Source organism: Agromyces bracchium (genome assembly GCF_009709675.1).
GTDB classification, from domain to species: Bacteria; Actinomycetota; Actinomycetes; order Actinomycetales; family Microbacteriaceae; genus Agromyces; species Agromyces bracchium.
This window is the reverse complement of sequence record NZ_WMLB01000047.1, coordinates 55,929-79,351: the sequence shown is the minus strand read 5'-3', so window position 1 is coordinate 79,351 and position 23,423 is coordinate 55,929. Positions and strand designations below refer to the sequence as shown.

Genomic DNA, 23,423 nt, shown 5'->3' with positions numbered 1-23,423 from the left:
CATCAACCCCTACCTGTAACCCCACGCCGATGACCGCTTACACAAACCACTTGACAGGCTCCTCCGAGACGCATGCGTACAAGTCGAACGGGCAGTACAACCACAATTACGGCCTGCAGATGGGCAACACGAACACGAACGGCATCTGGCGTACGGTCGCGAAGTTCAACTACGAGCAGTTCTACGGCAAGCAGATCCTCGATGTCGGCATCAGCTTCGGCGGGCTGTCCGGGGACAGCACGACGACGACCCGGTATGGGACGCTGCATCACGCGACCGCGTTCAACTACAACGGGGTCGGTGGCACGCTCGGACAGATCCGGATCGACGCGACGGGCGGCGAGGTGAACGACGACCGGTTGACGAACGCGATCGCGAAGTGGGTGCGGGATCGCACGGGTGGGGCGTATCTGATGTTCCGCGGGGACGAGTCTGCTGCGTTCACGTACAAGCACGCGTACGCCGAGATGGGCGTGTGGTGGAAGGAGTTCCCGAAGGCGGGCACCACGCCGACCCCGTCGTCCGGGGCGACGACGAACCTGACCCCGGAGTTGAAGGTGTCCGGGTCGACTGCCGCCGCGAGTACGACGTTGCAGTACCGGTTCCGGGTCGGGACGGGCACGACGCCTGAGTCGGGTACGGTGTGGACCTCGCAGTGGCAGTCCGGGAGCTCCGGGAACGAAGTGACGGTTCCGAACGGACCTCTGCTTGCCGGCAAGACCTACACGTGGCGGTTGGAGGTCCGCGACGAATACGACGGTGCGTTCGGGACGTCGACGATCCGGCAGAGCCCGGTGTGGAAGTTCACCACGACGACCCCGGGGTTGCCCGCGGTGGAGACCAGTAGCCCGGTGGATTCGTCGATCGTGTCGACCCTGCAACCGGCCCTCAGTGTCGGGGCGGTCACGGACGGGGCCGGCAATCCCGTCGAGGGCTATGAGTTCTCGATCGCGACCGGCACGGACGGGTTGACTGGCGCGGTCGCGAACTCGGGGTGGATTGCGAGCCCGTCCTGGACGCCGCCGGCGGGTACCTTGCAGGATGGCGGGTCGTATGCGTGGACGGTGAAGACGAAGGATCAGTACGGGGAGTACTACGTCAACTGGTCGAACCGGCTCAAGATCGACCTGCGGGTCGGATCGGCCGGTCCCGCACCGACCGACACGGCGGGGCCGGTGACGGTGAACCTGGCCAACGGGAACGTGAACCTCTCGTTCGGGTCCCCGGCGGTGACCGCCGCGGGCGGCAGCATGGGGTACTCGTTCACCTACAACTCGCAGCAGGCCAGCAACCAGGGCCTGGTCGGGAAGTACTACGACCACAACCCCACGAACGGGTCCACGGTCACCTACCCGCTGCCGGTGTCGGCGGGCACGATGGTGATGCAGCGCATCGATCCGCAGGTCTCGTTCCTGTGGGGCAACGGGTCCCCCGGCGAGGGCGTCCCGGTGGATAACTTCCGGGTCCGGTGGGACGGGTTCCTCAGCGCCCCGCCCGGCCGGTACGAGTTCGGCATGGTGCGCGACAACGGCGCCCGGGTGAAGGTCGACAACGCCTTCGTGTACGACCTCTACACGAACACGCACTCGGACGGCAAGGTCACCTGGGAGGCGAGCAAGGACCTCACCGTCCAGGCGGGCTCGGCGCCGTTGAAGTTCGAGATGGACTACTTCGACGGCACGTACACGGCGAACGCGCAACTCTGGGTGCGCCAGACCGATAGTTCCGGGGACGGTATCGAGAGCACCCAGCAGGTGGTGCCGGCGAGCTGGTTCACCCGGTCGCTGACCACGATGCCGGCCGGGTGGGAGGCCTCCACCCCGCTGGCGGGTGAAGGCAACGTGTACGCCAGCGTCCGCGTCAACGAGAACTCAGTGACCGTGACCGACGCCGCCGGCGCCGCACACACGTACACCAAGGTCGGCTCGGGTGCCGGTGCCGGGTACAAGCCGCCGGTCGGTGAAGCGGGGGTGCTGGTCGTCGGTCAGGACAAGAAGGTCACCCTCACCGATGAGACCGGTGCGATCCACACGTTCCGGGCCGACGGGCAGTTCGACAGTGTCACCTACCCGGCGGATCTGAAGAAGCCCGCCGCGCCGCTGTCCTACTACGACGCCGCGGGCCGGCTCACGGAGGTCCGTGACCCGCTGTCCAAGGACGGCAACGGGAACTACCAGCGGGTCGTGAAGTTCAGCTACCAGGTCTCCGGCACGACGTGCCCGACCGCGCCGGGCTACACGACCCCGCCGGCGGGGATGTTGTGCGAGATCACCTACCCCGGGCATGTGGCCGGGCAGCCGGACACCACGCAACTGTTCTACCTGGGTGGCCAGTTGGCGAAGATCGTCGACCCCGGCGGGGAGACCGCCCGATTCCGCTACAACCCCACCAGCGGCCTCCTGGATGGGGTGTGGGACTCGCTGCAGAACGACTGGCTCGCGGCCGACCCCACCCGCGACCCCGCATCGACGACCTCCGGCACCACCATCACCTACGCGCAGGCCGACCCGGGCACGGCCGGGTCGCCGTGGCGGGCGACCAGTGTCACGCTCGCCGCCCCGGACGGGGTCACCGCGGCCGAGCAGCCGGAGAAGACGTACACGTACGAGGCCGGCAGCACGTTCGTCGACGTTGCCGGGTTGGATGTGCCGGACGAGGGCGCGTCGAACGGGCACGCCCGCACCGTCACGTTCGACGACGGCCTGCGCACCCTGACCGACCAGTCCGCGATGGGATTGACCGCCCATCAGGTGTGGAACACCAAGGACCAGGTGCTCTCCCGCACCGACCCATGGCAGATCGAATCGACCACGATCTACGACGACCGCGACCGCCCCACCGACACATACGGGCCCGCACCCGCGGAGTGCTTCGACAACGACCCCGCCAGTGCCACCTTCCTGCAACCCACCACATGCGCCGCCACGACGGCGCACACCTCGACCCGGTACGACGAGGGCATGCAGGGACTCCGGGCGGAGTACTTCAACAACGAAACCATGACCGGCAAACCCGCCGCGTACAGCCTCGGGATCGGCGGCATCGACGGGGCGGTGGAGAAGAACTGGGGCTCGACCGGGGTACCCGCGACCGGGGTGAACCTGGACCACTGGTCGCTGCGCCTGACCGGGACGATCACCTTCCCCACCGACGGGCCCCAGCAGCTCTGGCTGTACGTCGACGACGGCGCGCAACTGTGGGTCGATGACGTCAAGATCATCGACTTCTGGCGCAGCGGCGCCGCGACCTGGTCCAGCGTCGGGAACTTCGACACCGGCACCAAACGCACCCGCAGCATCCGCATCCAGTACTTGGACTACACCTCGACCGCGCAACTCAAGCTCGCCTGGGGGTCTTCGAAGACCACGGTGCCCGGGAGTGCGCTGAAGCCGGACTTCGGGCTGGTGACCTCGACTACCACCGACGACGCCCTCCCCGCGGGAGCGCCGACAGGGGCGGCGGTGACGTCGCTGTCCACGTCGACCAGCTACGGCAGCACCCCCTGGCTGGGGTTGCCCCGCAGCAGCACGATCGATCCGGGCGGGCTGAACCTGACCACGGACACCACGTACGACGCGGACTACAACCGGGTCACCGGCCGGTACCTGCCGGCCGCGGTCGCGGACGGCAAGACCGGGACCGCCGGGTACGGGTTCACGTCGGAGTACTACGGCGACACCCAAACCCTCGCATCCAAGTACCCGTCTGCAACGGACCCGATCTGCGGAGTGGCGTTGTCGACGCCGCAATACGGGTACCTGTGGAAGAAGACCCAGCCCGGTCAGTCCGGGCAGCAGGTGACCACGGAGGACGCGTACGACCTCCTCGGCCGCACCGTCGGCACCCGCACCACCGGCTCCACTGCGTGGTCGTGTACGACCTTCGACGCCCGAGGCCGCACCACCCAGGTGAGCACACCCGCGACGGATGACGGGGCGATGCCTGGCAGGTCGGCGTCGTTCGGGTTCGCCGACCCGACCACCGGGAACCCGCTCGTGTCCTGGGCGCAGGGCGAAGACCTGCCCGGCTCACCCACCGACGGGCGGGTCACGACTGAGGTGGATCTCCTCGGCCGCACCGTCAGCTACACCGACGTGTGGGGGCACACCACAACCACCGAGTACGCCCCGCAGACGGGCCGGGTCACGAGCGTGACCACGACGAACGCGGGCGGCACGGTCGTGCAGGAGCAGGCGTTCGAGTACGACCTCGACGGGCGCGTCGAGAAGGTGACCACCGGTGGTGACGTGCTCGCAGACCCGGTCTACGCCGACGGCCGCCTGGTCACGGTCGACTACCCGGCCAGCGGAGCCGGCAACGGGTCCGCGCTGACCGGTATCGAACGCGACCCGAACGGTGCCACGAGCTCCGTGTCGTGGGCGTTCACCGACGGCACCACCCTGACCGACACGGTCTCGAGGTCGGTGTCCGGCCGAATCGTGGGCAACACTCTCACCGACGGCACCACCCAGTTCACGTCGGGCTACGCCTTCGACGCGGCCGGCCGACTCACCCAGGCCACCCTGCCCGAAGCAACCCTCGACTACGGGTTCGGTGAAGTGGCCGGGTGCGCCGCGCCGGCGTTCGCGAAGGCCGGGCTGAACAACAACCGCACCAGCATGACCATCACCCCCACCAGCGGCACGCCGACCACCACGTCGTACTGCTACGACCAAGGCGACCGGCTCCTGGGCACCACCGTCACCCCCGCGGCGGTAGTGGACGCGAACCCGGTCGCGGCCGGGCTGACCGCGAGCGAGCTGGCGTACGACGTGCACGGGAACACCAGCCTGCTCGCCGACCAGGAGCTCGGGTACGACGCGACCGACCAGCACACCACCACGACCCTGACCGACGGCACGACGGTCGAGTACGTGCGGGACGTCACCGGGCGGATCGTGCAACGCACCCAGACCACGGGCGGGCAGAACCCGGAGACCACCACCATCCGGTACGGGTTCACCGGCGGCGGGGACGCGCCGGCGTTCATCCTGGACGGGCAGAACACCCTCCTCCAGCACGTGCAGGGCCTGCCCGGCGGGGTCACCGTCAGCACCAGCATCAGTGACGGTGCGCAGACCTGGTCGTACCCGAACATCCACGGCGACACCACCGTCACCGCGGACCAGGCCGGCACCCGCAGCACGGTGTTCCGGTACGACCCGTTCGGGCAACCCATCGACGCTGTGACCGGGCAGACCGGCACCAGTACGGCGGATGATGCGGGGCCGGACACGCTGCCCGGTGACGGGGACTGGGGTTGGCTTGGCCAGCATCGCAAGCTCACCGAACACGCCGGGACCATCGCCACGATCGAGATGGGCGCCCGCCAATACGTCCCCGCCCTCGGCCGATTCCTCGAAATCGACCCTGTCGAAGGCGGCGTCACCAACAACTACGACTACCCGGCCGACCCCATCAACAAACTCGACCTCACGGGTGAGCGCGCGTTCGGTCAGTTCGACAATCACTGGAAAACAAACCAAGGTGCGAACCGGAAGATGCGCGGCGACATCGTCTCAAACGGACGAAGGATCTGTAGTGCGAGTAGATGTCTTGCGGGTGGATCGAGCTCACGCGTTGTCTACACGAAGCAGCATCAGCTTGAAAAGATCCGACTAACGATCAACGGCATGAATCAGTTTTCGGCTGGCGCCGGGGTTCTAGGAGTTGCGATCGCAGCGGTTCCTGTTGTCGATGTCGCCGCTCCAGTGGTGCTTGGCGTCGCGATGGCGAGTGGGGCTGCGGCCGCTGCCATGGAATGTGGGCACTTCGGGTGGTCAGGGAATTGCGCTGCCGGTCTGGCTGCGGTCGGGATTGGTGGCGTCGGTGCTGCGGCTAGTCGGTTCGTTGTGGCGAACTCAGGTCGAACCCTCGGTCCATTCGCGACAGGTTGGTACTCAGGCGAGTTCCAAGCACAGGTCGTCTTCTCAGGTATCACACTCCTACAATGAGTTCGATGGGACCCATCCAGGTCGCAATGAGACCCGACGATGGAGGTAGCGTTCGACGCGTTTGGAGAGAGACGGTCGGCTGGAGCGCTTGCACGCTTCTCCTCGCTGTGGTGGTATGTGTCTCTGCCTTGATTGCAGGAGAGTCCTCCTTACTGCCTGATGCGATTCGGTGGTGGGGCGGGGCGGCGATAGCATTCGCTGCGCTGGGGGCGCCGATCTTCATTTGGGGGATCGTCCGTGTCGGTATTTCAAGAGCACGCGCCATTGGTCTTCTTGTCGATGTGCCGAGGGGCTTGTCGTTCTGTGTGGTCCGGAAAGAAGTGACGGCAACAGCAATTCGGTCGCTGACGAGCGAGTCGGACGAACGGAAGGTTCCCTTGGATATGTCTGTAATTGCGGATCGATCCGGGCTTAGCCTCTTCGGAGGCGGCGTCCTGGAGCCTCGTCTGGTCTGGAAGGAATCCTGGAAGTCGATCGTCTCGATCAGTCGTGCAGGCTCAGCCATTGGCTCAGGTCGCGGAGTGGCCATCGAGGTGGTTCACGACGGACTGGTGACGAAAATCGAGTTCAGCGTTGTCGGGCGGGGATTTGGTGGCTTGGGAGCTCCTCGCGCGACGGCACTCGACTCTTTGATCGATTCCATGAATCTGCTCCGGCGGCCCGCGTCTACTGCGCCGGACCCCGGCACGCCGTGAGTCCCTCGGCATGACGGAGCCAGAGATCGCCGACCTCGTTGGCGTGGCCCGCTCCACCGCCTATAGGGCCACCATGGTGCCGCGGCCCGCCAGCTGAGTGCTGGATCTGGCCGTCCGAGGCGACAGATAGCGACAACAGAACGCCGCCATTTAGCGCCAACGATCACACCCTTCATCTCACCCGTGTGCGCGATCGCTGAGCGTGCGAGCGGGCTCGCCCAGCCGAAGACATCACCCACGAAGTACACCTCCGCGGACCCGTCGAGGTCGCAGCGCTCGACGCGGCGCTCGACGGTAGACGTGTCCACCCGCAAGACCTCCTGAACGCGGAAGAGTCGGCGCCCGAGTTGCAGGCCGAAGGTGCGAGGCTGCACCGTGGCACCCATTCGAGGGAGCACTACGGTCCCTGCATCCGCACGGAATTCAGCGCGCATCGGCCGCCGCCGACCGAGCACGGCGTAGCGTGCAACGGCCACGCCCGCGATTGCGAACACGGATGAGCCGCCTGCCGCAATGGCTCCGATCGTGGCCAGCCGGCTCATCGTGCCGCCATCTGGAAGAGGTCATCAGGGATGGCGATAGCAGCGGGCTCAACGTGATCTTCGTGACCAGCACGTTCTGGCTTGGGTATGGCGACTCGAGCCGGTATCTCGTTTTGGGCATCTCGTGGATTGCCTTCGCGGTGCTCGCCGGACGAGCCTGGCACGCGTGGGTGGCAACGGCTTGCCAAGGCTCGAGGCCGCCTGCGGCGAACAGGATTCGTAGCCCGCACTTGTTGGCGGTGCGGAAGTCGCGCCGGGGCCGGTCAGGCCGCGGCGCGCGCGAGCTCCTCGCGGATCCCCGCGACGAACGCGTCGATGTCACCCTCGGTGGTGTCGAACGAGCACATCCAGCGCACCTCGTTCCTCGCGGCATCCCAGTCGTAGAACTTGAAGCCGCGCTCGCGCAGGCGATCCGCGACGCCCGCGGGCAGCACCGCGAACACGCCGTTCGACTGGGTCGCCTGCGTGAACGACAGGCCGGGGAACTCGCCCGCGGCGATGCCCGCGTCGAGCGCGTCGCGCAGGCGCCGGGCCATGGCGTTCGAGTGCGAGGCGTTCCGCAGGTACAGGTCGCCGTCGAGCAGTGCGATGAGCTGCGCCGACACGAAGCGCATCTTCGACGACAGCTGCATGTTGAGCTTGCGCAGGTACTTCAGGCCCTCGGGTGCCGCGGGGTTCAGCACCACGATGGCCTCGCCCAGCATGGCACCGTTCTTGGTGCCGCCGAAGCTCAGCACGTCGACGCCCGCGTCGCGCGTGAACGCGCGCAGGGGCAGGCCGAGGGATGCCGCGGCGTTCGAGATCCGGGCACCGTCCATGTGCAGCGTCATCCCGCGCTCGTGCGCGTGGTCGGCGATGGCGCGGATCTCCTCGACGGAGTAGGCGGTGCCGAGCTCGGTGGTCTGCGTGATCGACACGACGAGCGGCTGCGCGCGGTGTTCGTCGCCCCAGCCCCACGCCTCGCGGTCGATGAGCTCGGGCGTGAGCTTGCCGTCCTCCGTCGGGACCGTCAGCAGCTTGATGCCGCCCACGCGCTCGGGGGCGCCGCCCTCGTCGACGTTGATGTGCGCGGTGGATGCCGCGATCACCGCACCCCAGCGCGGCAGCATCGACTGCAGCGCCGTGACGTTCGCGCCCGTGCCGTTGAACACCGGGTACACCTCGACCGGGTCGCCGAAGTGGCGGGCGAAGAGCGTGTGCAGGTCGGCGGTGTACGCGTCGTCGCCGTAGGCGACCTGATGGCCCCCGTTCGCACCGGCGATCGCGGCGAGCACCTCGGGGTGCACGCCCGAGTAGTTGTCGGAGGCGAAGCCGCGGAACTCGCGGTCGTGGAGGGGAACGAACTCGTGGGTCACCGGACGATTCTCCCAGACGCGCGCGGCGCATTCCTCGCGGCCCGTGCGCGAGCGGTTCGGGGCCTACCGGATGTCGGTGGTCCGACTTACGCTCACCCCCATGTCCGAGAACACCGAGGCGACCGAACGCGCCGGAGCGGATGCCGGGTCGGCATCGGGGCCGGTGCCGCCCGCGAACGGCATGCGCACGTTCCTCCAGGTGCTCGTCAACACGGCGCTCGCGAACATCACGACGAGCTTCCTGTGGTTCGCGCTGACCTTCTGGGTCTACCTCGAGACGCGCTCGGTGCTGGCCACGGGCATCATCGGCGGCGCCTACATGCTGCTCATCGCGTTCTTCGCGATGCTGTTCGGCACCATCGTCGATCGGCACCGCAAGCTCCAGGTCATGCGGTTCTCGAGCCTCGTGACGCTCGGCTCGTTCCTCGTCGCCGGGGGGATCTACCTGCTGCAGCCCGAGTCCGCGCTCGTCGACCTCGGCGGCCCGTGGTTCTGGGCGTTCGCCGGCATCATCCTGTTCGGCTCGGTCGTCGAGCACATGCGCAACATCGCGCTCTCGACGACCGTGACGCTCCTCGTCCCCGTCGAACGGCATGCGAACGCCAACGGTCTCGTGGGCACCGTGCAGGGCGTCGCGTTCATCGTGACGAGCGTGTTCAGCGGACTCGCGATCGGGTTCCTCGGCATGGGGTGGACCCTGGCGATCGCGATCGCACTGACGCTCGTGGCGCTCGTGCACCTGTTCTTCCTGCGCGTGCCCGAGCCGCAGCCCGCCCACGACGGCGAGCGGGCGCCGATGATCGACGTCCGCGGCAGCGTGGCCGCCATCCGGGTGGTGCCCGGGCTGTTCGCGCTCATCATCTTCGCGACTTTCAACAACCTCATCGGCGGCGTCTACATGGCGCTCATGGACCCGTACGGCCTCACGATCTTCGCGGTCGAGGTCTGGGGCATCGTGCTCGGCGTCACCGCGACGGGATTCATCATCGGTGGCGCCGTGATCGCGAAGTTCGGGCTCGGCCGCAACCCGATCCGCACGATGCTCCTCGTGGTCGTCGCGATGGGCGTGCTCGGCGCGGCATTCACGATCCGCGAGCAGTGGTGGCTGTACGCGGCCGGCATCTGGCTGTACATGTGTCTCATCCCGGTCGTCGAGGCGGCCGAGCAGACCGTGATCCAGAAGGTCGTGCCCTTCCGTCGGCAGGGACGGGTCTTCGGCTTCGCGGCGGCGGTCGAGGCGGCGGCGGCGCCGATCACGGCCTTCCTCATCGCGCCGATCGCGGAGTTCTGGATCATTCCGTACATGGACGGCGCGTCGGGGCAGGCGACCTGGGGCTGGCTGCTCGGCGAGGGCGACGCGCGCGGCATCGCGCTCGTGTTCCTGTTCGCCGGTCTCGCGATGGTCGTGCTCGCGCTGCTCGCGTTCACGACGAAGTCGTACCGCCTGCTCTCGGCGACGTACGCGGGCACGCAGTCATCCGTGCCCGCAGAACCCGCGCCCGATCTCGAACGAGCCGGCACCGAGCCGCGGGCCTGACCCCGTCACCGCATCCGGTAGTGCAGGCTCACGTGCCCCGACGGGTGCGTGAACGCGTGGTCGAGTTCGAGCAGGCGCTCCCCGAGCGAGGCCGGGGTGAACGACCGGCCCGCCCCGATCAGCACCGGCACGATCCGCAGCCGGAGCTCGTCGACGAGTCCCGCCGCGAACAGCGCGTCGGTGAGTTCGAGGCTTCCCCAGAGCACGATCGCGTCGAACCGACCCTTCAGGCGGGCGACGGATGCCGCGCCATCCCCATGCAGCACCTCGATCTCGCCGTCGCCCCACGGTGCTCGCTCGAGGGAGTTCGACACGACGTGCTTCGGCAATCGCGCGATGGGATCGGCGACCGCCTCGACGGCGGGGTCGGCGTCGGGCCAGTAGTCCGCGAACATGCGGTAGGTGTTCGCGCCGAGGAGGATCGCGTCGACGCCCTCGAGGAATTCGAGTTGGTCGTGGTCGGTCGCCTCGAGGCCGGGAATCGCCTCGAAGAACCCGATCCCGCCCTCCGCGTCGGCCGCGTAACCGTCGGCAGAGACGATCTGCTCGACGACGAGCCGGCCCATCAGATGATCCTCGCCGCGAGCTGCTCGCCGAGCAGGTCGAACGCCGAGTCCCAGCCGTCGTACACGTTCTCGTCGCCGGGTGCGCCGGGGAAGCCGCGCACGTGGAACAGCATCTCGGTGCGGTCGTCGTCGAGTTCTCGCAGGTCGACCGTGATGACGGGTGCGGTGTCGTCGGGATCGCCGGGCGACGCCCACGTGAAGACGAGCCGCCTCGGCGGGTCGACCTCGCGGTAGACCCCGGCGGTCGGGTACTCGCTCCCGTCGGCGGGGTTCACCATGGTGTAGGCGTACCGGCCGCCCGGACGGGCGTCGACGGAGACGCTGCCGTCCTTGATGAGGATGCCGCGCGGGTGCCACCACTCCGCCGCGTCTGCGGACTCGGTCCAGGCCTGCCAGACCAGTTCGCGGGGCGCATTGAAGATGCGGGTGATGGTGAACTGCGCGTCGGACTGCGCGGTCATGGGGTTCCCCCTCTCATCCTGCGGAGTTGCTCATCGAGCAGGTCGAACCGCTCGTTCCACTCGCCGCGGTGGCGTTCGACCCAGTCGGACGCGTCGTCGAGCGGTCCCGTCCGGAGCGTGCAGGTGCGCCACTGCGCGGTGACGGTGCGCTCGATGAGCCCGGCGCGCTCGAGCACCGCGAGGTGCTGCGAGATCGCGGGGCGGCTCATCGCGAACGGTTCGGCGAGTTCTCCGACGGTCGCCGGTCCGCGGTGCAGGCGCGAGAGCATCGCACGCCTGGTCGGATCGGCGAGGGCGCGGAAGACGAGGCTGAGCTCGTCCGCGGCATCCGCCATGTAAGCAGCTCCTTAATTAATGATGTGCTTAACCATAGCTCGGTGCTCGGGGCACGTCAAGCGATTCGCGCGCGCATGAGGATCTGGCCGATGCCTGCTCGCAGGGCTGCATGAGCAGGATTCTCATGCACGCATCACTCGGTGCGGTCGTTCGCGACCGTTACCTCTCGAGTCGAGTGCGAACGCAGGTGAGGCTAAGCTAAGTTCGCCCGCATTCGACGGGCCCTCACCTTCCACCGATCGTTGGAGCCAGTACGCCCATGCGCGCACGACGCGGAATCCTCCTCGCCGGAGCCGGCCTCGCCGCCGCGACCCTCGCCCTCACCGGCTGCACCGCACCGGAAGACGACGCCGAGACGCTCACCGTCTACGTCGGCCGCGACGAGAGCCTGGTCGGACCGCTCATCGAGCAGTTCGAGCAGGAGACCGGCATCACGGTCGAGGCGCGCTACGCCGCGACCCCCGAGCTCACTGCACTGCTCCTCGAGGAGGGCGACCGCACGCCCGCCGAAGTGTTCCTCTCGCAGGATGCCGGCGCGCTCGGCGCGCTCGCCGACGCCGACCTCGTGACCGAGATCCCGTCCGACCTCGCCGACCTGATCCCCGACGGCTTCACCTCGACGGACGACTCGTGGATCGGCGTCACCGGCCGCGCCCGCGTCATCGCCTACGACGGCGAGCAGCTCACCGAGGACGAGGTGCCCGACACGGTCGACGACCTCACCGGCGAGGAGTGGTCGGGCCAGGTCGCCTTCGCGCCCGGCAACGCGAGCTTCCAGTCGTTCATCACCGCCCTGCGCGTGCTCGAGGGCGAGGACGCCGCGGCGGCGTGGGTCGAGGGCATGGCCGCGAACGACCCCGAGCTCACCGAGAACAACCTCGCCTCGCTCGACCTCGTGAACACCGGCCAGGCGCAGCTCGGCCTCATCAACCACTACTACTGGTTCCGCCAGGCCGCCGAGGTCGGCGCCGACAACATGCGCGCGCAGCTGAAGTTCCTGCCCGGCGACCCGGGCGGCATCGTCAACGTCACGGGCGCCGCGATCCTGAACGGCGCGGCCGACGACGACGCCGCTCGCGCGTTCGTGGAGTTCCTCGTCTCCGAGGAGGCCCAGCAGTACTTCGTCGAGGAGACCTTCGAGTACCCGCTGCTGCCGGGCGTCGACGCCCCCGACGGCCTGCCCGCGATCGACACGCTGGTGAACCCCGGCCTCGACCTCAGCGACCTCGACTCCGTGGGCGAGTCCCAGCAGCTGCTCGCCGACAACGGCCTCATCTGATCGACGGGGGCGAGCGGATGCCGCGGCCCGGCGACCCGGCCGGAACGCAGCCCCGCACGCCTACGCTGGACCTGACATGACCGACCGAGTCGCGACGCCGAGCCCCCGCCGCCCGTGGGGGCTCATCGCGGCGTCCCTCGTCGCGGTCGCGCTCGCGGCGATCCCGGTCATCCACCTCGTCGTGCGCGTGCTCTCGGCCGACCCGGCCGAGCTCGCCGCGGTCTTCGACCGGCCCCGGATCCCGCTGCTCGTCGGCAACTCGGTGCTGCTCGCGGCATCCGTCACCCTGACCGCGGTCGCGCTCGGCGTGCCGAGCGCGTTCCTGCTCGCCCGCGCCCGACTGCGCTGGCGCGGCGCGTGGGCGGTGCTCGCGGCGCTCCCGCTCGCGATGCCCTCGTACCTCGCGGCGTACGGATGGCTCGCCTGGCAGCCGTCGATGAAGGGGTTCTGGGCGGCATGGCTCGTGCTCAGCTTCGTCTCGGTGCCGTACGTCACGCTCCCGGTCGCGGCGGCGCTGCGCATCGGCAGCACGGGCCTCGACGACGTCGCCCGCACGCTCGGGCGCGGGCCGTTCGGCTCGTTCATGCTCGGCACGTGGCCGCAGATCCGGCCGGCGGTGCTCGCGGGCGCCCTGCTCGTCTGCCTCTACACACTGAGCGACTTCGGCGGGGTCGCGCTGTTCCGGTTCCCGGTGCTCACGACCGCGATCCAGCAGGCGTACTCGGCGAGCTTCAGCCGCGACGAGGCCGCGGTGCTCGCGGTGCTCCTCGTCGCGCTCGCACTGCTCGTCGTGATCGGCGAGCAGGTCGCGCGCGGGCGCGCGGCGCGCCGAATCCAGGCCGCGCCCGCGACGGGTCGGCGACGGATGACCCGGCTCGGGCCGTGGACCGTGCCCGGCCTGGCCCTGCTCGCGCTCGTGCCCGCGGTCGCCGTCGTGGTCCCGGTCGCGGTGCTGCTCGGCCGCGTGCTCACCGCCGAGACGCTGCAGGCCTTCGATGGGGTGAACCTCGCGCAGGCCATCGGCAACACCGTGCTGCTCTCCGCGGGCGGTGCGGTCGTGGCCGTCGCGCTCGCCCTGCCGATCGGCGTGCTCGCGGCGCGCCATCGCGGGCGGATGGTGCGGGGCATCGAGTCGGCGGGCTACCTCGCGCTCGGCCTGCCCGGCATCGTGGTCGGCCTCTCGCTCGTGTTCTTCTCGCTGAGCGTCGTGCCGGCGCTCTACCAGACCGCGCTCGTGCTCGCGTTCGGATACGGCATCCTCTTCATGCCGAAGGCCATCGGCTCGATCCGCTCGGCGACCGGCCAGGTGCCGACCTCGCTCGAAGACGTCTCCCGCACGCTCGGCAACTCGCGCGCGCGCACGTGGTGGGCGGTGACCGCGCGCCTCGCGCGGCCCGGCATCTTCGCGGCCGCGCTCCTCGCCGCGGTGTCGGCGATGAAGGAACTCCCTGCGACGCTCATGCTGCGCCCGACGGGCACCGACACGCTCGCCGTCGAGCTGTGGCAGCGCACCGACATCTCCGCCTACGGCGCCGCCGCGCCCTACGCGGTCGCACTGCTGCTGGTCGCCGCGGTGCCCGCGTTCCTGCTCTCCGACGCGCGCGCCGGACGCGAGGCGACCCGGGAGGCGATCGCGCCCGACGCGCGCGCCGGACGCGAGGCGACCCGGGAGGCGATCGCATGAGCCGGCTCGAGGTGCGCGACCTGACGGTCGGCTACGAGGGCGGCCCCGTGCTGCACGCGGTCGACGTCGAGGTGCCGCACGGCGAGCTGCTCGCCATCGTCGGGCCGAGCGGATGCGGCAAGACCACGCTGCTCCGGACCATCGCGGGCCTGCTCCGCGCGCAGTCGGGCGAGATCCGCATCGGGCAGCGGATGGTGACGACGCACGGCATCCACCTCGCCCCCGAGAAGCGGCGCATCGGCTGGGTCCCGCAGGACGCCGCACTCTTCCCCCACCTCACGGTGGCCGAGAACGTCGCGTTCGGCATGCTCGCCGGGCGCGGTTCGGCGCGGGCGGCCCGGCGCGCGGCGAAGTCCGACGAGGTGCGGCGCCTCCTCGACCTCGTCGACCTCGCGCCCCTCGCGCATCGCGCGCCCGGGCAGCTCTCCGGCGGGCAGGCGCAGCGCGTCGCGCTCGCCCGGGCCCTCGCGGCCGGCCCCGAGCTCGTGCTCCTCGACGAGCCGTTCGGTGCGCTCGACCCGATGCTGCGCGCCGACCTCCGCGCCGCGGTGCGCGAGCTGCTCCGCGCCGAGGGCGTCACGGGCATCCTCGTCACGCACGACCAGGCCGAGGCGCTCTCGGTCGCCGACCGCGTCGCGGTCATGCGCGGCGGCGAGGTGCTGCAGCTCGGCACGCCGGAGGAGGTCTACCGCACGCCCGCGACGCCGTGGGTCGCCGGGTTCGTCGGCGACGCGGTGTTCCTGCCCGGCGTCCTGCACGGCGACGAGGTCGCGACCGCGATCGGCCGGCTGCGGGCGGTCCCGGTGGCGGATGCCGCGGGGCTGGTGCCCGAGGACGGCGCCGACGTGACCGTGCTCGTGCGACCCGAGGAGCTCCGCGTGGTGCGCGCGGACGCGGCATCCGTCGCCGATGCGACCGCGGCCCATCGCGCCGACGCCGACCGCCGCGCGGACGACGGCGCGCTCGACGGCATCGTGACCGACGTCGAGTACACCGGGCACGACGCGATGCTCGCCCTCGCGCTCGCCGACGGCGTGCGGCTGCGCGCCCGGGTCACCGCATCGGGCGTCGTGCCGCGCGGCACCGACGTGCGCGTGTCGGTCGACGGCTCGGTGCTCGCCTACCGCCCGGAGGCGTGAGCCCGGGCCCGCGACGCGACGTTCAGGAGTTCGCGCGGCGCTCCTCGACGCGTCCCTTCAGCCACCAGAGGCCGAGCAGCCACGTGCCGAGCGCCGTGATGATCCACATGATGAGCGTCGCGAGGATCCAGGTCACGATGCCGTCGACGCGGATGCCGTTCGGGAACAGCGACGCGATGAGCAGCGCGACGAAGGTCGACACGAGGCCGATGCCGCCGAGGATGGCCGAGGCGTACTGCCGGGCCATGTTGAAGATGAACGGCGCGAGGATCGCCTGCGCGATCGTGAAGACGAGCACGGCCACGATGAAGCCGGCCGCGTCGAGGTGGAAGTCCGGGAGGATCCAGGACGTGACCAGCAGGCCGATGGCCGCCGTGATGAGCGAGATCGCGATGTTGATCAGGAAGCGGATCATGAGCGAAGGCTAGCGCCGTGCGAGCCCCGTGGGACAGAGCCGAACGGCCCGCCGCCGGGCCCGGAGCCCGAGTGCCGGATCGGGTGTCGCCGGGCATGGGAACGGGCCGCGCCCCATGAGGACGCGGCCCGACCCGTTCTTGGTGCGGCCGGAGGATCCCGCCAAGGTCGTTTCCCGACCGCACCGGTCTGGTGCGCGGCGGCGGGGACGAGCCCCGCCGCCGCGGGGTGCTACTCGAGCTCGGCGATCACCGCCTCGACTGCGCGGATGATGAGCGCCGCCGCGTCGGCGTCGGTGCGGACCCGGTTCGGCACCTGGCTTGCGATGAACTCGAGCCGGGCGATCGCCGTCGCGGTGTCCTCCGCGTCGAGTGCCGCGTCGACCTCGGCGAGGACATCGCCGAACGAGGCCTGGACGCCGCGCGTGATGCTGCCGTCGGCCTTCAGCGCCGCGAGGAGCGCCCGGATGTCGTCCACCGACGTCGTGAACACGAACTGGTCGAGGACGACCCCGCCCGTCGAGGTCACGACCACGCGACCGGTGCCCTCCGGCACGGTCACGAGCGGCACCGAGACATCCGCCCAGCCCTCGGAGTCGACCGCGAAGGTCGCGAAGGCGTCGGCGTCGGCGTCACCCCAGTGCAGCGACACCTCGCCCTCACCCGAGGCGCGGACGGTGGCACCGGTGATGCCGCCGAACTCGACCGGCTGGTAGGCGATCCACTCGCCGGCGTCGAGGCCCGCCAGGTGGCGGAAGCCCTCGGCCGACTCGTCGTCGACGACCGTCACCTCGCCGCTGCGGGCGTCGTTGTGCTCGGCCTGCAGCGCCCGCGGGTTGAGCAGCGCGACGTCGTCACCCGTCAGTGCGGGAGCGGTGTCGGTGCCGGCGTCGGTGTACGACGCCCCGATCTGGGCGTAGATGTTCTCGGTGTCGCCGTGGCCGGCCTCGAGCGCCATCTCGATCGTCGCGGTGCAGCCGTTGCCCGTGAACAGCGGGTGCGTGTGCGTGTTGTCGTGGCCGAGGCCGTAGCTCCACAGCACGCGGTCGCAGTCGATCGTCTCGTCGGGGTCGGTCACCTCGACCACGAACTCGATCTCGTCGCCCCAGTCGGCGAACGAGCCGTTCGCCGGGGAGACGATCTCGACGACGGGCGCGGTGTTGCCGACCGTGATCGTGACCGAGGCGAGGCTCACGCGTCCGCCTTCGTCGGTGACCCGCACGCGGGCCTGGTACTGGCCGTCCTCGGTGAAGGTGTGCGACGCGGTCGCGTCACCCTCCTCGAACGTGCCCGTGCCCTCGAAGTCCCAGGCGTAGCTGAGCGCGAGCCCGTCGGGGTGCGTCGAGTCGGAGGCGTCGAAGTCGACCTCGAGCGGTCCCTCACCCGACGTGGGCGAGGCCTCGAGGATGACGCGCGGGCCCTTCGTGCCCACGACGTAGTCGACCCGGTAGAGGCCTGCGTCGGGGTTCGGGCGGAAGAAGCCGTCGCCGTAGTCGAGCACGTAGAGCGAACCGTCGGGGCCGAACTCCATGTCCATCACGTTGTCCCACGGCGGCATGCCCGCGGCGTTCAGCGAGGCGTTCGGGAGGAAGTCCTCGATCTTCGTGACGGGCCCGTCGCCCTCGTCCTGCGAGAAGACGAACACGCGGTCGCGCGAGAACTCGCCCATGAACGTCTTGTGGTTCCAGTACTCCGGGAACTTCGTCTCCGAGGGGTTCTCCTCGTCGTAGACGTAGGTCGGGCCGCCCATGGGGGCCTGGCCGCCCGAGCCGAACTCGGGCCACGGCTGGTGCTCGGGTCGGTCGCCGTACCAGAGCTGCGGCTCGGTCGCCGTCGGGAGCTGGTCGAGGCCGGTGTTGTAGGCGCTCGTGTTGATGAGCGTGCCCTCGCAGTCGAACCACTCGCCCTGGGTCGCGGTCTCGAAGTCCCAGTCGTTGTAGTTCGCGTTCGGACCGTGGCAGTACGGCCATCCGCCGTTGATCGCGGTGGTCGTGGACTGCCACTCGACGTAGCCCATGGGGCCGCGCAGGTCGCTCGCCGTGCCCGCGTCGGGGCCGTAGTCGCCCCACGTGACGGCACCGGTGACGGTGTTGAAGTCCATGCGGAACGGGTTCCGCACGCCCATCACGAAGATCTCGGGGCGGGTCTCGGCCGTGCCCGGCGCGAAGAGGTTGCCCTCGGGGATCGTGTAGCTGCCGTCTTCCTGCACGTCGATCCGGATGATCTTGCCGCGCAGGTCGTTGGTGTTGCCCGCACCGCGTCGCGCGTCGAAGCCGGGGTTGTAGCCGGGACGGTCGTTGTTCGGCGCGTAGCCGCTCGCGCCCGGCGTGCTGGCCGGCGTGTTGTCACCCGTCGAGAGGAGCAGGTTGCCCTCGTCGTCGAAGGCGACGTCACCGCCGACGTGGCAGCACTGCCCGCGCTGGACCTCGACCTTGATGATGTCCTGCTTGGTCGACAGGTCGAGTGCGGATGCCTCGGCGTCCCACTTGAAGCGGCTGAGCTGGTTGTAGCCCTTCCACTGGTCCCAGTACGAGGCGTCCTGCCCGGCCGGGAGCGTGTTCGGCGCCGATCCGACCGGCGTCGTCGCCGGGTACGGTGCCTCCATCTCGCGCGGGGCGTAGTAGAGGTAGACCCAGCCGTTCTCCTCGAAGTCCGGGTCGAGGGTCACCGTCTGCAGGCCGTCCTCGGAGTTCGAGTAGACGTCGATGGTGTTGACCGTCGTCGTCGTGCCCAGTGCGGGGTCGGTGAGGCGGAGCTGGCCGTTCCGCGTCGTGTGCAGGACTCGGGAGTCGGGGAGGACCGCGAGGTCGATCGGCTCTCCGACGCCCTGGGTGCCGGCGAGCCTGACGCGCTCGTAGTTGGCCCAGGTCGTGGCCGAGACCTCGTCACCGTGGTCTACGCCATCGTGGGCGGCAGCGGGCCCCGCGACGATGACGGATGCCGCGACCGCGGCTCCGACCACCAGCGCCGCAAGGCGTGAACGTGCGATGTGCATGGATGTTCTCCAGTCAACGAATGGAAGGAGGTTCGGCGGGATCCATGTGGTGTCCGGGCCGCGCGGGGAGTTGGGTCACCCGCGCGGCCCGGGGTCGTACGCCGGCCGCGGAGCGCGGCCGGGGTGATGCGTCAGCCGCGGAGCGCGGCCAGGTTGCCGTAGCTGTACGCCGAGTTCTCGAGCGACAGCGAGGCCGAGGGTGCGGTCTGGTGGAGCGTGTTGGTCGTGTTCGCGTTGTCCTGCTCGTACATGGCGTTGTGGTAGCCCTTCGCCCCGATCCGCTGGAAGAACGTGGTGAAGTCGATGTCGCCCGAGCCGAACGGCACGATCGAGTAGCCCGCTGCGAGGTCGGGGCGCAGAGCGCCGTCCTTCGCGTGGAAGAGCGGGAACCGCGTGGTCTGCGCCGCGACGAGACCGGCGGGGTCGAACACGTTCGAGACGGTCGAGCCGTCCGGCGCCGTGTAGCTCTGGAACCGGTGCTTGGCCACGTGCGCCCAGTAGATGTCCATCTCGAGGTACACGTAGTTCGGGTCGGTGTTCTGCAGGAACCACTCGAGGCGGCGGAGGCCGGTCGAGCGGGTCGGGAGGCCGGTGACGGGGTCGGGCGTGCTGTCGAGCAGGAAGCTGTACGCCGCATCGTGGTTGTGCGTGTAGAGCTTGAGCCCGTGCGTCGCGGCGCGCTCGCCGAAGAAGTTCCAGCGATCGGCCGCCGCCTGCCACTCGGCGAGGTACGAGCTGCCCGTCGGGTCCTGGCCGGTGCCGATGTGGCCGAATCCGAGGATGTTCGCAACCTCGCACGCCGCGTCGAACTGGGCGATCGTCGCGTCGGTGATCGTCGACGGGACCTGGCCGTGGTTGCCCTCGGCCTCGAGCCCGTTGTCGTCGAGCCACGTCCGCAGGAGCTGGGCGCCCTGCGGCGTGCCGAGGTTGTTGCCGCCTTCGGAGTTGGCGTTCTGCCCGTAGCCGGCGAACTCGATCTGCTTGTAGCCGATGCGGGCGAGTTCCTGCAGCACCTCCTTGAAGCCTGAGGGCAGGTCGGAGGTCAGCGGGTTGCGGCCGACCGCGTCGCGGACCGTGTAGAGGATGATGCCCCGCTTGCCGGGCGGGACGAGCACCCCGTTGCCGTTGCCTGGCGCAGCGTGCGCGTGCGTGTGACCGCCCGCGAGGCCGACCGCTGCCGCGGCCGCCATGCCCGTCGTCGCCGCGAGCAGCTGCCGGCGGGTGAGACCCAGTCGGGTCCCGAGAAGCCGGGCGTCGTGCTCGGCCTGTTCCGTCAGTTCATCCATGATGCTCCCTTGCACTGAACCGTTGTGGGGTCGGGCGGAACGCCCGCGACGCGGGGTTGTGACCGCGCCCGGCGCAAAGGGTCACCTAGCCACTCTTCGCACCGTTGCTCGTGAGTTGGCGCCACGAACTTTTTCGGACACTACGGCATTTGTCTCACCGCGGTCAAGCAAAAGAAATCGCTTGACGCGCGGCTTTTAACGTTCTGCGGCAAAAGGACCACGAACGGGGGGTGCCCACCGCGTGAACCCCGGACGCTGGCGCGCGCGCCCCGGGGGCGGGCATGATGGACCCCGTGGGGAGTCCGAGTCGATCGGCGGAGACCGCCGCCGGGTCGGACGACGACGGAGGGCGGGCCGCCCGCCGCGTGCAGGGCACCTACTACACGCTGACGCTCGGAAACACGCTCGCCGCCTCGTTCATCTGGGGCATCAACACCCTGTTCCTGCTCGACGCCGGCCTCACCAACCTCGAGGCGTTCGCCGCGAACGCCTTCTTCAGCCTCGGCATGTTCGTCTTCGAGATCCCGACGGGCGTCGTCGCCGACACCGTCGGCCGACGGGCCTCGTACCTGCTCGGCACCCTGACGCTCGCGGCGACGACCGCGATGTACTGGATGCTCTGGGTGTGGCAGTCGCCCTTCTGGGCCTGGGCGATCGTGTCGGTGCTGCTCGGGCTCGGTTTCACGTTCTTCTCGGGCGCGGTCGACGCGTGGCTCGTCGACGCGCTCCGCGCGACCGGATACCGGGGCAGCCTCGAGTCGGTCTTCGGCCGTGCGGTGATCGTCGGCAACGTCGCGATGCTCGGCGGCTCGGTCCTCGGCGGCGTGATCGCGCAGCTGACGAACCTCGGGGTGCCCTTCCTCGTCCGCGCCGGGATCCTCGTCGTGATGTTCGGCGTCGCCGCGATGCTCATGCGCGACCTCGGATTCACCCCGGAACGCGGGCTCGGGCCGGTGAAGGCGACGGGCGAGGTCCTCCGCGCCTCCGTGAAGTACGGCCTGGGGCGCCGCCCGGTGCGCTGGCTCATGTTCACCACTCCGTTCACGACCGGGGTCGGCTTCTACGCGTTCTACGCGCTCCAGCCCTACCTGCTCGACCTGTGGGGCGACGAGGGCGCCTACTCGATCGCGGGACTCGCCGCGGCGCTGCTCTCCGGCGCCGGCATCGTCGGCGGCTTCCTCGCGCCGTTCGTGCGTCGGCGGTTCCGCAAGCGGACGTCCGTGATCCTCCTCGCGACCGTGCTCAGCACGATCGTGCTCCTCGCCCTCGGGCTCGTCGCGGACTTCTGGCTCGCGGTCGTGCTCATCGCGCTCTGGGGCGTCGCGTCCTCGATCGACGACCCGGTGCACCGCTCCTACCTCAACGACATGATCCCGTCGAAGCAGCGCGCGACGGTGCTGTCGTTCGACTCGCTCCTCGGCAGCGCGGGCGGGGCCGTGATCCAGCCGGCGCTCGGCCGTGCGGCCGACCTCGGCGGGTACGGCTTCTCGCTGCTCTGCAGCGGCGCCGTGCAGGTGCTCGCCGCGCCGTTCGTGCTCCTCAGCCGCGCCGAGCACGACCCGGCCGACACGGCGCGCGAGGTGACCGCCGGCGACGAGGTCGGTGACGGCGAGGGCGCGGGCGACGGCGGCTCCGGTGACGAACCGGCGACGGATGCCACGCTGCCGCCTCCGACGTCCTGACTCCGCCCGCCGCCGTAACGAGGAGCCCTGCCCCATGCCCGATGCCGCACCCGAGCCCATCACGCACGGCCCCGCCGTGGCCGGCCACACCGCACCCGACCGCGCTGCGCCGCCCGCCGCCGCGCTCGAGCGGCTCCGCCGCGAGCTCGACCCGGCGCGCCTGCTCACCGAGCCATCCGATCTCGCGCGCTACGCGCACGACGACGCGGAGTGGGCCGACTTCGCGGAACCGCTCGCCGTGGTGCTCGCCGAGTCCGTCGACGACGTCGCCGCCGCGGTGCGCGCGGCCGCGGCATCCGGCCTGCACGTCGTGCCCCGAGGCGCCGGGACGGGGCTCTCGGGCGGTGCGAACGCGATGGCGGGCAGCATCGTCGTCTCGCTCGAGCGGATGACCCGCATCCTCGAGATCGACGCGGACGAGCGGCTCGTGGTCGCCGAGGCGGGGGTCCTGAACGACGACCTGCGGCAGGCGGTCGCGGCGCATGGGCTCTGGTATCCGCCCGACCCGGCCAGCTACCGGATCTCGACGATCGGCGGCAACGCCGCCACGAACGCGGGAGGCATCTGCTGCGTGAAGTACGGCGTGACGCGCGACTACGTGCTCGGCCTGACCGTCGTGCTCGCCGACGGCGAGGTCGTGCGCCTCGGACGCCGCACCGCGAAGGGCGTCACGGGCTACGACCTCACGGCGCTCATGGTCGGCTCGGAGGGCACGCTCGGCATCATCGTCGAGTTGACGCTGAAGCTGCTCCCGCTCGGCGGGCGCGAGGACCGCGCGATCGTCGGCTCGTTCGACTCGCTCGAGGCGGCGGGCGACGCGGTCGCGGCGATCTCGGCCGCGGGCATCGTGCCATCCGCCCTCGAGCTCATCGACCGCACCTGCATCGAGGCCGTCGACGCCTGGCAGTCGCTCGGCCTGCCGCACGGCGTCGAGGCGATGCTGCTGGCTCGGGTCGACGAGGTCGGCGCGGCGGGCGAGGCCCTCGCCGCCGGGGTCGCCGAGCGGATGTCGCAGGCCGGCGCCCTCACGGTCGAGCGCGGCGCCTCGACGGAGGCCGCAGACCGGCTCTTCCTCGCGCGACGGCTCGCCTACCCGGCGCTCGAGCGCCTCGGCCCCGTGCTCACCGAGGACATCTGCGTGCCGCGTGGCCGCGTGCCCGAGATGCTCCGGCGGATCGAGGCGAGCGCGCGCGACCACGACGTCGTGATCGCGAACATCGCCCACGCCGGCGACGGCAACCTGCACCCGCTCATCATCGCGCCGGAGGGTGACGACGCGGCGAAGGCGCGGGCGAAGCTCGCGTTCGACCGCATCGTCGACGACTGCCGCGCCCTCGGCGGCACGGTCACGGGCGAGCACGGCGTCGGCCTGCTGAAGCTGCCCGGAGCGGCGCACGAGTTGAGTCCGCGCGTGGTCGAGCTGCACCGGGCGGTCAAGCGAGCGCTCGACCCGCACGGCGTGCTGAACCCGGGCAAGGCGTTCCCCGCCTGAGTCCGTG

The 23,423-nt window shown here is 70.1% G+C and carries 15 protein-coding genes; 8 read left to right on the top strand and 7 right to left on the bottom strand.

Annotated features, from left to right (window positions below; genetic code table 11):
- The first annotated feature begins 29 nt into the window (after positions 1-29).
- Entirely contained in the window at positions 30-5,954 is a 5,925-nt protein-coding gene (locus tag GJ743_RS19135) for a PA14 domain-containing protein (RefSeq protein WP_155053491.1), read from the top strand.
- 5 nt (positions 5,955-5,959) lie between these two features.
- The gene (locus GJ743_RS19130) at positions 5,960-6,649 is read left to right on the top strand and encodes a hypothetical protein (RefSeq protein ID WP_155053490.1); all 690 of its coding nucleotides are present in this window, start codon (positions 5,960-5,962) and stop codon (positions 6,647-6,649) included.
- Positions 6,650-7,454: 805 nt separating this feature from the next.
- On the opposite strand, the gene GJ743_RS19125 is transcribed toward GJ743_RS19130, so the two are convergent.
- Positions 7,455-8,546 (bottom strand): threonine aldolase family protein, encoded by a 1,092-nt coding sequence (locus tag GJ743_RS19125; RefSeq protein WP_328289364.1) that lies wholly within the window; start codon positions 8,544-8,546, stop codon positions 7,455-7,457.
- A gap of 181 nt (positions 8,547-8,727) precedes the next feature.
- On the opposite strand from GJ743_RS19125, the gene GJ743_RS19120 reads away from it, so the two are divergent.
- On the top strand, positions 8,728-10,083 hold the full coding sequence (locus tag GJ743_RS19120) for an MFS transporter (protein ID WP_155053503.1): 1,356 nt from the start codon (positions 8,728-8,730) through the stop codon (positions 10,081-10,083).
- A 5-nt stretch (positions 10,084-10,088) separates the two neighbouring features.
- Here the strand turns inward: GJ743_RS19120 and GJ743_RS19115 are convergent, their stop codons facing one another.
- From GJ743_RS19115 to GJ743_RS19105, 3 genes are read right to left on the bottom strand one after another with little or no spacing between them, the layout of a single operon-like run.
- Positions 10,089-10,649 carry a dihydrofolate reductase family protein gene (locus tag GJ743_RS19115; RefSeq protein ID WP_155053489.1) on the bottom strand — a complete coding sequence of 187 codons (561 nt, stop codon included), beginning with the start codon at positions 10,647-10,649 and terminating at the stop codon, positions 10,089-10,091.
- A complete protein-coding gene (locus tag GJ743_RS19110) occupies positions 10,649-11,110 on the bottom strand; it encodes an SRPBCC family protein (RefSeq protein WP_155053488.1) in 462 nt (153 codons plus the stop codon). The genes GJ743_RS19115 and GJ743_RS19110 overlap by 1 nt, the downstream gene beginning before the upstream one ends.
- Complete coding sequence (locus GJ743_RS19105) at positions 11,107-11,445, bottom strand: ArsR/SmtB family transcription factor (RefSeq protein ID WP_155053487.1); 339 nt, start codon at positions 11,443-11,445, stop codon at positions 11,107-11,109. The genes GJ743_RS19110 and GJ743_RS19105 overlap by 4 nt, the downstream gene beginning before the upstream one ends.
- A 260-nt stretch (positions 11,446-11,705) precedes the next feature.
- Here GJ743_RS19105 and GJ743_RS19100 point away from each other — a divergent pair, with 260 nt between their 5' ends.
- The 3 genes from GJ743_RS19100 to GJ743_RS19090 all read left to right on the top strand — a co-directional run bounded on the left by GJ743_RS19100 (position 11,706) and on the right by GJ743_RS19090 (position 15,548).
- Positions 11,706-12,725, top strand: a complete 1,020-nt coding sequence (locus tag GJ743_RS19100; protein ID WP_155053486.1) for an extracellular solute-binding protein — start codon at positions 11,706-11,708, stop codon at positions 12,723-12,725.
- Positions 12,726-12,801: 76 nt separating this feature from the next.
- Positions 12,802-14,409 carry an ABC transporter permease gene (locus GJ743_RS19095; protein ID WP_155053485.1) on the top strand — a complete coding sequence of 536 codons (1,608 nt, stop codon included), beginning with the start codon at positions 12,802-12,804 and terminating at the stop codon, positions 14,407-14,409.
- Positions 14,406-15,548: an ABC transporter ATP-binding protein gene (locus GJ743_RS19090; protein WP_155053484.1), complete on the top strand. Its 1,143-nt coding sequence runs from the start codon at positions 14,406-14,408 to the stop codon at positions 15,546-15,548. Before GJ743_RS19095 ends, GJ743_RS19090 begins: the two co-directional genes overlap by 4 nt.
- A 22-nt stretch (positions 15,549-15,570) precedes the next feature.
- Here the strand turns inward: GJ743_RS19090 and GJ743_RS19085 are convergent, their stop codons facing one another.
- From GJ743_RS19085 to GJ743_RS19075, 3 genes are all read right to left on the bottom strand, one after another.
- Positions 15,571-15,963 (bottom strand): phage holin family protein, encoded by a 393-nt coding sequence (locus GJ743_RS19085; protein WP_155053483.1) that lies wholly within the window; start codon positions 15,961-15,963, stop codon positions 15,571-15,573.
- Positions 15,964-16,193: 230 nt separating this feature from the next.
- Entirely contained in the window at positions 16,194-18,956 is a 2,763-nt protein-coding gene (locus tag GJ743_RS19080) for a PQQ-dependent sugar dehydrogenase (RefSeq protein ID WP_155053482.1), read from the bottom strand.
- A gap of 131 nt (positions 18,957-19,087) precedes the next feature.
- Complete coding sequence (locus tag GJ743_RS19075) at positions 19,088-20,242, bottom strand: sugar phosphate isomerase/epimerase family protein (protein WP_155053481.1); 1,155 nt, start codon at positions 20,240-20,242, stop codon at positions 19,088-19,090.
- Between the two features lie 365 nt (positions 20,243-20,607).
- On the opposite strand from GJ743_RS19075, the gene GJ743_RS19070 reads away from it, so the two are divergent.
- Both GJ743_RS19070 and GJ743_RS19065 read left to right on the top strand, forming a co-directional pair.
- On the top strand, positions 20,608-21,924 hold the full coding sequence (locus GJ743_RS19070) for an MFS transporter (protein WP_328289365.1): 1,317 nt from the start codon (positions 20,608-20,610) through the stop codon (positions 21,922-21,924).
- Between the two features lie 34 nt (positions 21,925-21,958).
- Complete coding sequence (locus GJ743_RS19065) at positions 21,959-23,416, top strand: FAD-binding oxidoreductase (protein ID WP_155053480.1); 1,458 nt, start codon at positions 21,959-21,961, stop codon at positions 23,414-23,416.
- Positions 23,417-23,423: the final 7 nt, after the last annotated feature.

Excerpts from the sequence above, each read along its gene's own strand:
- GJ743_RS19135 (WP_155053491.1), top strand. The coding sequence starts at position 30 with ATGACCGCTTACACAAACCACTTGACAGGCTCCTCCGAGACGCATGCG.
- GJ743_RS19130 (WP_155053490.1), top strand. The coding sequence starts at position 5,960 with ATGGGACCCATCCAGGTCGCAATGAGACCCGACGATGGAGGTAGCGTT.
- GJ743_RS19120 (WP_155053503.1), top strand. The coding sequence starts at position 8,728 with ATGCGCACGTTCCTCCAGGTGCTCGTCAACACGGCGCTCGCGAACATC.
- GJ743_RS19115 (WP_155053489.1), bottom strand. The coding sequence starts at position 10,649 with ATGGGCCGGCTCGTCGTCGAGCAGATCGTCTCTGCCGACGGTTACGCG.
- GJ743_RS19110 (WP_155053488.1), bottom strand. The coding sequence starts at position 11,110 with ATGACCGCGCAGTCCGACGCGCAGTTCACCATCACCCGCATCTTCAAT.
- GJ743_RS19105 (WP_155053487.1), bottom strand. The coding sequence starts at position 11,445 with ATGGCGGATGCCGCGGACGAGCTCAGCCTCGTCTTCCGCGCCCTCGCC.
- GJ743_RS19100 (WP_155053486.1), top strand. The coding sequence starts at position 11,706 with ATGCGCGCACGACGCGGAATCCTCCTCGCCGGAGCCGGCCTCGCCGCC.
- GJ743_RS19095 (WP_155053485.1), top strand. The coding sequence starts at position 12,802 with ATGACCGACCGAGTCGCGACGCCGAGCCCCCGCCGCCCGTGGGGGCTC.
- GJ743_RS19090 (WP_155053484.1), top strand. The coding sequence starts at position 14,406 with ATGAGCCGGCTCGAGGTGCGCGACCTGACGGTCGGCTACGAGGGCGGC.
- GJ743_RS19085 (WP_155053483.1), bottom strand. The coding sequence starts at position 15,963 with ATGATCCGCTTCCTGATCAACATCGCGATCTCGCTCATCACGGCGGCC.
- GJ743_RS19080 (WP_155053482.1), bottom strand. The coding sequence starts at position 18,956 with ATGCACATCGCACGTTCACGCCTTGCGGCGCTGGTGGTCGGAGCCGCG.
- GJ743_RS19075 (WP_155053481.1), bottom strand. The coding sequence starts at position 20,242 with ATGGATGAACTGACGGAACAGGCCGAGCACGACGCCCGGCTTCTCGGG.
- GJ743_RS19065 (WP_155053480.1), top strand. The coding sequence starts at position 21,959 with ATGCCCGATGCCGCACCCGAGCCCATCACGCACGGCCCCGCCGTGGCC.